General features: G+C 43.0%; 5 protein-coding genes and 2 rRNA genes. 4 read left to right on the forward strand and 3 right to left on the reverse strand.

The features are described from left to right. The first annotated feature begins 225 nt into the window (after positions 1-225). From JV36_RS0117025 to JV36_RS0117035, 3 genes are read left to right on the forward strand one after another with little or no spacing between them, the layout of a single operon-like run. Entirely contained in the window at positions 226-591 is a 366-nt protein-coding gene (locus JV36_RS0117025; protein WP_032097293.1) for a response regulator, read from the forward strand. After that, on the forward strand, positions 588-1,172 hold the full coding sequence (locus JV36_RS0117030; RefSeq protein ID WP_032097292.1) for a chemotaxis protein CheX: 585 nt from the start codon (positions 588-590) through the stop codon (positions 1,170-1,172). Before JV36_RS0117025 ends, JV36_RS0117030 begins: the two co-directional genes overlap by 4 nt. Continuing rightward, the gene (locus tag JV36_RS0117035; RefSeq protein WP_032097291.1) at positions 1,172-2,482 is read left to right on the forward strand and encodes a sensor histidine kinase; all 1,311 of its coding nucleotides are present in this window, start codon (positions 1,172-1,174) and stop codon (positions 2,480-2,482) included. The genes JV36_RS0117030 and JV36_RS0117035 overlap by 1 nt, the downstream gene beginning before the upstream one ends. 265 nt (positions 2,483-2,747) lie before the next feature. Here JV36_RS0117035 and JV36_RS0117040 read toward each other — a convergent pair whose 3' ends face one another. Next, positions 2,748-3,767: an MBL fold metallo-hydrolase gene (locus JV36_RS0117040; RefSeq protein WP_032097290.1), complete on the reverse strand. Its 1,020-nt coding sequence runs from the start codon at positions 3,765-3,767 to the stop codon at positions 2,748-2,750. A 284-nt stretch (positions 3,768-4,051) separates the two neighbouring features. On the opposite strand from JV36_RS0117040, the gene JV36_RS0117045 reads away from it, so the two are divergent. Further along, complete coding sequence (locus JV36_RS0117045; RefSeq protein WP_052010316.1) at positions 4,052-6,493, forward strand: DNA polymerase II; 2,442 nt, start codon at positions 4,052-4,054, stop codon at positions 6,491-6,493. 302 nt (positions 6,494-6,795) lie between these two features. On the opposite strand, the gene rrf (JV36_RS0117050) is transcribed toward JV36_RS0117045, so the two are convergent. Beyond that, positions 6,796-6,923 (reverse strand): 5S ribosomal RNA (rrf, locus tag JV36_RS0117050). Between the two features lie 312 nt (positions 6,924-7,235). Next, a 5S ribosomal RNA gene (rrf, locus tag JV36_RS0117055) occupies positions 7,236-7,351 on the reverse strand. Positions 7,352-7,521: the final 170 nt, after the last annotated feature.

The raw sequence follows: 7,521 nt of genomic DNA on the forward strand, positions 1-7,521 counted from the left end.
GCGGCGCACACATCCATACCTTTATAAATATCTTCATTTGCCCCTTTAGCGCCACTTTTAGACTTAAAGTATAATACGCACAAAAGTCACTTTTGCCATATAATCTCAATTATTGAAAGTACGGCTAACTGCAAACTTTTTCTCATTGATTGTTGCAGTAACGCTAATCTTGCACATACTTTACTACTGTGCAGACACGATGGATGCCATCTAGGAGATTTTTTAATGTCGATATCTGTTTTAGTTGCTGATGATTCTAAGCTGTCTAGACGCAGTGTTATTCGTGCATTGCCACAAGATTTAGACTATACCATTAGTGAAGCAACGAATGGTCAAGAGGCCATAAACTTGCTAGCAGAAACAACGTTTGATCTACTATTGCTCGACCTCACTATGCCTGAGGTAGATGGCGTTGGCGTGTTGGAATACCTTCACGAACAAGAAAGTACACTTAACGTCATTGTTATCAGTGCTGATTTTCAGCCAGAGAAACAGAAGATTGTGATATCCCTTGGCGCAAAACGCTTTTTGAGAAAACCACTAGACAAAGAAGAGCTCGCTATGGCGATGTTCGAATTGGGGTACTTATGAGTATTGTGTTACCACTTGACGAAGATCAAAGAGATGCGCTGCAAGAGTTGCTCAATATATCAATGGGGCAAGCTGCAAATTCACTGGCTCAACTCATTGAAACGAAAATTGACATTTCTATCCCAAAAATTTCTACGGTGACGCCAAACGAACTGTATGGTTTGCTGTTTGAAACAAAAGACGCCTTTTATACGCGCCAGTCATTTTTGGGTGATATCCATGGCGAAGTCATGTCGGTGCTATCACAGTCTGGCCTGGCTGAAGTGGCAAAGCTGATGGACTACGAAGAGCCTCTTACAAAAGAAGACATTCAAGAAATCATACTCGAGCTTTGTAACATTCTTGCAGGTGCTTGCTTAGCAGGGCTGTCTGATCAGTTAGAGCTGACCACGAACTTAAATATGCCAACCCTATTTCAACCTGAAAAGTCCAACTTTAGCGACCTGCAGTGGCAGCATACCTTAGTGATGGAGGTGCAATTTATCATTGCCATATCATCATTCAGTATGCGCGTTGTTTTTTGTTTAGACGATGAGTCTCTCATCAGAATGAAAGACACATTGGATGAGTTACTCGGGTAATGTTCGAACAACTCGTTAGTAAACTTCCCGTCGGGATCGGCATTGTTGACGAAGCATTCACCGTGGTTTACTTGAATGACTTTTTTTTAGACCGCTTGCCACACGAGTTGCGAAAAGATTACAAAGAACAACCTGTTACTGAATTATTCAAAGGCCAAGGAAAGTTTCTTAAACGGCGACTTAAGTCAGTGTTTGTGTTGCAACACCCCAGCTTTAGTTATTGGGAGCAACGGCCACACATTTTCCCGTTTAAAAGTAGCCGCCCTATTACGGGCGAAGAAACCCAGATGTATCAAAATATGGAAATTATTCCTATAAAAGATAATACATCCGGCAGAAAACTAGCCTGTATATTTCTTCAAGACGTAACCGCCCAAGCCAGCTATTTTCGTGCCCAGCAAAAGCTCTCTCAAGCGCTCAAAAAAGAACACGCTGAACAGCGTAAGCTCATCAGAAAACTGGATACCGCACAAAGCCAGCTTATTCAAGCTGAAAAAATGGCCTCAACGGGACAGCTAGCTGCAGGCATTGCTCATGAAATCAATAATCCTATTGGCTTTGTTACTGCAAACTTAGATACCTTGTCTCAATATGCGTCACATCTTTTGGCAATATGCGATGGTGTGGAATCTCAGATTACTCATTTCACAGAAGAGATGCAGGAACAGGTGCAATCTCTCTATGAAAGTAACCACTATGCAATGCTAAAGGACGATATTACCGAGCTTATTGACGAATCGAGCGAAGGTTTGAGCCGTGTGAGAGACATCGTTGAAAACCTTAAAAACTTTTCTTTAGAGACCGCGGATGGTTATCAAAACATTGAAGTGTGCTCAGTCGCGAAACAGCTTATTACCCTTATATCAGCGCAGTATGCGAAGCCTGAGTATAAATTTGAATGTGCTAAGGAAAAGCTAGAAGTCATCGGTGACCCAGGCACGCTCAAGCAAGCACTGATGAACGTGATGGTTAACGCAGCCCAAGCCATTGAAGATAAAGGCTTTATAAAGCTGAGCATTATCGAAAATGACAATGATATCGCGTTTAAAATTTTAGACAGCGGGTGTGGTATTGCCGAACAAAACCTAAAGCGTATATTTGAACCTTTCTTTACTACAAAACCTGAAGGGCAAGGCCAGGGGTTGGGCTTATCCGTTGCCTATACCGCAATAGAGAAACATCAGGGAAAAGTGTCTATAAGCAGTAAAGAAGGCAAAGGCACCGTTGTACAAATTACGATTCCAAAAAGCCCCCCGCAATCTTCCTCTACTGATAATTCAGAGCCCGCGACTGAAGCGCTTTCTGAATAGCGTTGACGAAAAAGCGTCTTGCCTAGATATTGGCTAAGTTTCGGGCACCGTTTCTGGCTAATAGCTCTTTTCTAATAGGTCCTTGCTAATAGCTTCTTGCTAATAGCTTCTTGCTAATAGCTTCTTGCTAATAGTTCCAGCGCATTTTGTAAGGTAGCGCTGAGATCAACACCTGTATCAGTCGCGTAATACAAACACGCAATACGTATCTATCTAGTTATATATTCGCCAGTTAGTTTAGCCGCTCTCTGTTAGTTGCTGTCAGTTAAGCGGCCGAGGGCTGAGTAAACATTAATACACTATCATCTACCAGCGTTTTTGTTAGCTCTCCCTCGGCAACCAAATAATTTAAATGGGCGTAACACTCTGCCACAGCAAACACCATATTTCTGCTTGAGAGCTTTCGCTTGAACATCACGGGCAATAGCTCAGCCACTGTTTGAGGGGTAGCACACGCACTTTTTAATGCACTAAGATGTCGATGGTGATGAGCAAGTAATTCATCAACCCGTTGGTGCAAGCCTACAAACGGGAGCTTGTGAGCGGGTAATACAACTGTATCTTTTGGGAGCGTTTTGAACGGAGGGAGCGTGGTAAGGTAGTCATTCAAAGTAAGCGCGTCAGGCTCGGTAGAGTAAGCGCCAATATTTGGCGTTATCATGGGCAGTATGTGATCGCCTGAAATCAACACCCCTTTACTTTCGCAGTACAGACAAGCGTGCTCTGGAGAATGTCCCCTTCCAACCAATACTTTCCACTCGTTATTATCAAATGACAGCACATCGTTGTGCTTCAATCGCGTATAACTCACTGGAATGGGTGATACAACTTGGCTAAACCCTTTGCCATCTCCCTGAGTAAGCTTTTCAACTAGCTCGCTGTCTAGGCCAGCTTGACTAAAATAACGGACATCTCTTTTATTCGACGCACCATTTTTACCCGCACAAAACGCTCTAGCAGTGAAGTACTCAGTTTGTGACATATAAAAAGGAACATCAAATTCGTCGGCAATCCAACCCGCTAACCCAATGTGGTCGGGATGAAGATGGGTGACGATAACGGCGGATATATTGCCATCGAGCTTTTCAAATATCTGTTGCCACAACGCTTTCGTTGTCGACGTACCAATACCCGTATCAACAACCACCCAGTTGTCTTCATCTTTAATGAGATAGAGATTAATGTGGTCAAGTTCAAACGGCAAAGGCATAGTTAGCCACATAACACCGTTCGCAATTTCAACAAGTTCACCAGGCTGTGGCTGTTTGTCTGCTAGATATTGCATGGCATACCTCTTTTAAAGATACAAAACTGATTATAAGGGATGTTACTTCTAACGCGGCTTAAACGTAAAAACAAACGTATCTCTCGAATGGACATCTATAGTAGTAAGTTATAGCAATAGGCTGACTTTGTAGTTAATGGAATGAGGATAACCAACGGCGAGGTGCGGTATACTTAGCTTTTCTGGCTGGAAATCGGGTTTCCAATACCTAATTAGCACCAATAGGTTTTGAAAAGTGGTAGTAGATCATTGTTTAAAGTTGATAGACAAAAGAAAAGCATGGCGTGATTAAACAAGGTTATATTCTCAATAAGAGCACGTTTACCGAAAAGGGTAAGGCGTTTGTTGAGCTGTGGGTGAAAACACAAGAAAAGACGGTAAGGCTAGTGTCTGCCCCGCAGCAGCCCACTTGTTTTGTTGCTATGGATGATAAAGACAAACTTATTGGTGCCTTAGCCGCCTCAGGTGTATTGCGCCGTGATGTGTCCTTTCCCTCTGACCACTTTAAAACGCTAGAGCAAATACGGGTTGTTACTGTAAAAACAAACACCGAAAGTCAGATGCACAAGCTCAGAAAAATTGCGACCGAAAATAGTATCACGCTCTATGAAGCCGATATTCGGTTAGCCGACCGATATCTTATGGAACGTTTCATTTATGGTGCTATAGAGTTTGTTTCTCCTAACAACGACAATGAAATAATTAACGCCCGAATTAGACCATCTAACTATTTGCCAGCATTTACCTGGGTAAGTATTGATATTGAATGCGATGAGAACGAATCACTATTTAGTATTTCAATCGCAGGTGAGAGTCATAACGAAGTCATCTTAGTTAGGCCCCCTACTTTCGAAAATAAGGTATTAGCATCAACGAGTCAGCATTACACGTTGACGGTGGTTGATAGCGAGAAAACGCTGCTTAACGTGTTTTTCTCCCGAATCTGCAATATCGACCCTGATATTATTTTGGGCTGGAATGTGAAGCAGTTTGACTTCGCTGTCATAGCGCGACGTGCAAAGCGCCTGAACGAAAAGCTATTGATGGGCCGACAAGGCAGAGAGGCCACGGCGAGAGAATGGGATGACCAAGTACTGGTCAATATACCGGGCCGCTGCATTGTTGACGGTATAGAGGCGCTCAAAACAATGACCTATCACTTCGACTCATTTTCTTTAGACAATGTAGCCGAGCAGCTTTTAAACGAAAATAAGCTTATTCAAGAAGACGATAAACTCAAGGCAATCAAGCATCAGTATTTGCACGAGCCCTTATCTCTTGCCGACTACAACTTTAAAGACAGCGAACTTGTAAACAGTATCCAACAAAAAACCCAGTTTATTGATTTTTTAACGCTGCGAGGCACGTTGACGGGACTTGAGTTAGGTAGACCCGGGGGGTCAGTTGCCGCGTTTTTGAACGTATATTTGCCAAAGCTGCATAGAGAGCATTACGTTGCTGGCGTGCGACCGTCAAATGGCGGGCTTGCAAGCCCTGGTGGATACGTAATGCGTTCTTTACCAGGACTGTATGATGATGTACTGGTTTTAGATTTTAAAAGCCTTTATCCGTCAATAATACGGACATTTAATATCGACCCTTTAGGTTTAGCTGAAGGTTTACAATCTCCCGAAAAAGCCATTCCTGGCTTCAAGGGAGCTGTTTTTAGCCGTACCAAACACTTCTTACCCGACATTATCAAAAATCTATGGGCACAACGTGACGAAGCCAAGCGTCAAGAAGACAAACCCCGCTCTCACGCTATCAAGATCATCATGAACTCGTTTTATGGCGTTTTAGGTAGTGGCGGTTGCCCCTTTTACGACCCAAGGCTTGCTAGTTCAATTACCCTTCGTGGCCATGACATAATGCAAACCACTGCGAAATGGATTGAAGAGTTAGGATATACGGTTATCTACGGTGATACAGACTCAACCTTTGTTCACTTAAATGACAATATTTCGCTCGGTACGCCAAAGGAGACAGGTAAGCAGCTTGCTACAATCATAAATCAACGGTGGCAGACACTCATCGCTGAAGATTTTAACCTCACCTGTGAGCTAGAAATTGAATTTGAATCTCATTTTACCAAGTTCTTTATGCCTACTATCAGAGGTTCATCAGAGGGTAGTAAAAAGCGTTATGCCGGCATTCGAGATACCGGTATAGGACATACTGAGCCTCAACGAGCATATAACGACGATGACGGTACCACTTTCTCTGAAAGTAACGTCGGTGAGAGTAATGAAAACGAGGAGTTAGTCTTTAAAGGGCTAGAAAACGTTCGCTCTGATTGGACACAATTAGCAAAAGACTTTCAATATGAATTGTATAGTAAAGTGTTTAAACAGCAGCCTGTGAAACAGTTTATACGAGATACGATTGATAAAATTAACAGCGGAGAAGTAGACCAACAGCTGATCTACAAGAAGCGTTTAAGAAAACCTTTATCGTCTTATACGAAATCCCATCCACCTCATGTGAAGGCGGCTATTTTGGCCGATAAGTTAAATGCAGAGCGCCAAGCACCATTACAATATCAACGTAATAGAACCATCGCTTATGTTATTACACTAAACGGCCCTCAAACCAGCGATATGGTGAGCTCCCCCCTAGATCATAACCACTATATTGATAAGCAAATCCGCCCCATAGCAGAGAGTATCCTGCCTTTAATCGGAATAGATTTTAGCGACATCGTCGACGACCAACTCATGCTCTTTTAATAATTGGGGTCAGAACCACATTCTTTGATCGTTTATCTGTTGTAATAATTGGGGTCAGGTCCACATTCTTTTGACGGTAAATCGATAATTGGGGTCAGAACCACATTCTTTGCTCATTAATCTGTTGTAAGCAATGCAGACGACAATATTGGGTTCTGCCCCTGTTTTATGTTCGTTAGATTCGGTGTGCTGGATGTAATTGGGAGATAAATGCGGACCTGACCCCATTTATTTTTTTGGGGCAGAATACAAAAAACCCGCCGTTAGGCGGGTTTTTCTTAATGGAACCTGGCAGTCTGGAGGGCCAGCCCGTCCTACTCTCACATGGGGAAACCCCACACTATCCCTGCGCCGGTCACCGGTCGGCGCTAATACGTTTCACTTCTGAGTTTGGAATGAAGTCAGGTGGTGCCGTATCACTATGGCTGCCAGGAAGAGCTGGTTAACAATTTAGGAAAATCTGATATCAAACGATAACTAGGGTCAGAACGACATTCGTTGATCGTTTATCTTTTGTAAGCAGTGTGGATGATAGTAAGTGGGGATCTGACCCCGTTTATTTTTGAGTTTAACAGCCAAACTGACACGCTGATCATAACAATATATTGGGTTCTGACCCTGTTTTATGTGCGTTAGGTTGGATGTAGTGAATGCAATTAGGGATAAATGTGGACCTGACCCCATTTATTTTTTTGGGGCAGAAAACAAAAAACCCGCCGTAAGGCGGGTTTTTCTTAATGGGACCTGGCAGTGTCCTACTCTCACATGGGGAAACCCCACACTACCATCGGCGCTAATACGTTTCACTTCTGAGTTCGAAATGGAGTCAGGTGGTGCCGTATCGCTATGGCTGCCAGGAATAAACTGGTTAACAATTGTGGAAAATCTGATATCAATGCAATCAAAGAGTAGTGAGTTATACTTTCACTCTACTTGCTTTATTCGTTATGTGCTTGTCACTTCACAACACACCAGCCTAAAGCCTTTTGGGTGTTGTATGGTTAAGCCTCTCGGGCAATTAGTACAGG

The organism is Alteromonas sp. LOR (assembly GCF_000753865.1).
GTDB lineage: Bacteria > Pseudomonadota > Gammaproteobacteria > Enterobacterales > Alteromonadaceae > Alteromonas.

Excerpts from the sequence above, each read along its gene's own strand:
- JV36_RS0117035 (WP_032097291.1), top strand. The coding sequence starts at position 1,172 with ATGTTCGAACAACTCGTTAGTAAACTTCCCGTCGGGATCGGCATTGTT.
- JV36_RS0117030 (WP_032097292.1), top strand. The coding sequence starts at position 588 with ATGAGTATTGTGTTACCACTTGACGAAGATCAAAGAGATGCGCTGCAA.
- JV36_RS0117040 (WP_032097290.1), bottom strand. The coding sequence starts at position 3,767 with ATGCAATATCTAGCAGACAAACAGCCACAGCCTGGTGAACTTGTTGAA.
- JV36_RS0117025 (WP_032097293.1), top strand. The coding sequence starts at position 226 with ATGTCGATATCTGTTTTAGTTGCTGATGATTCTAAGCTGTCTAGACGC.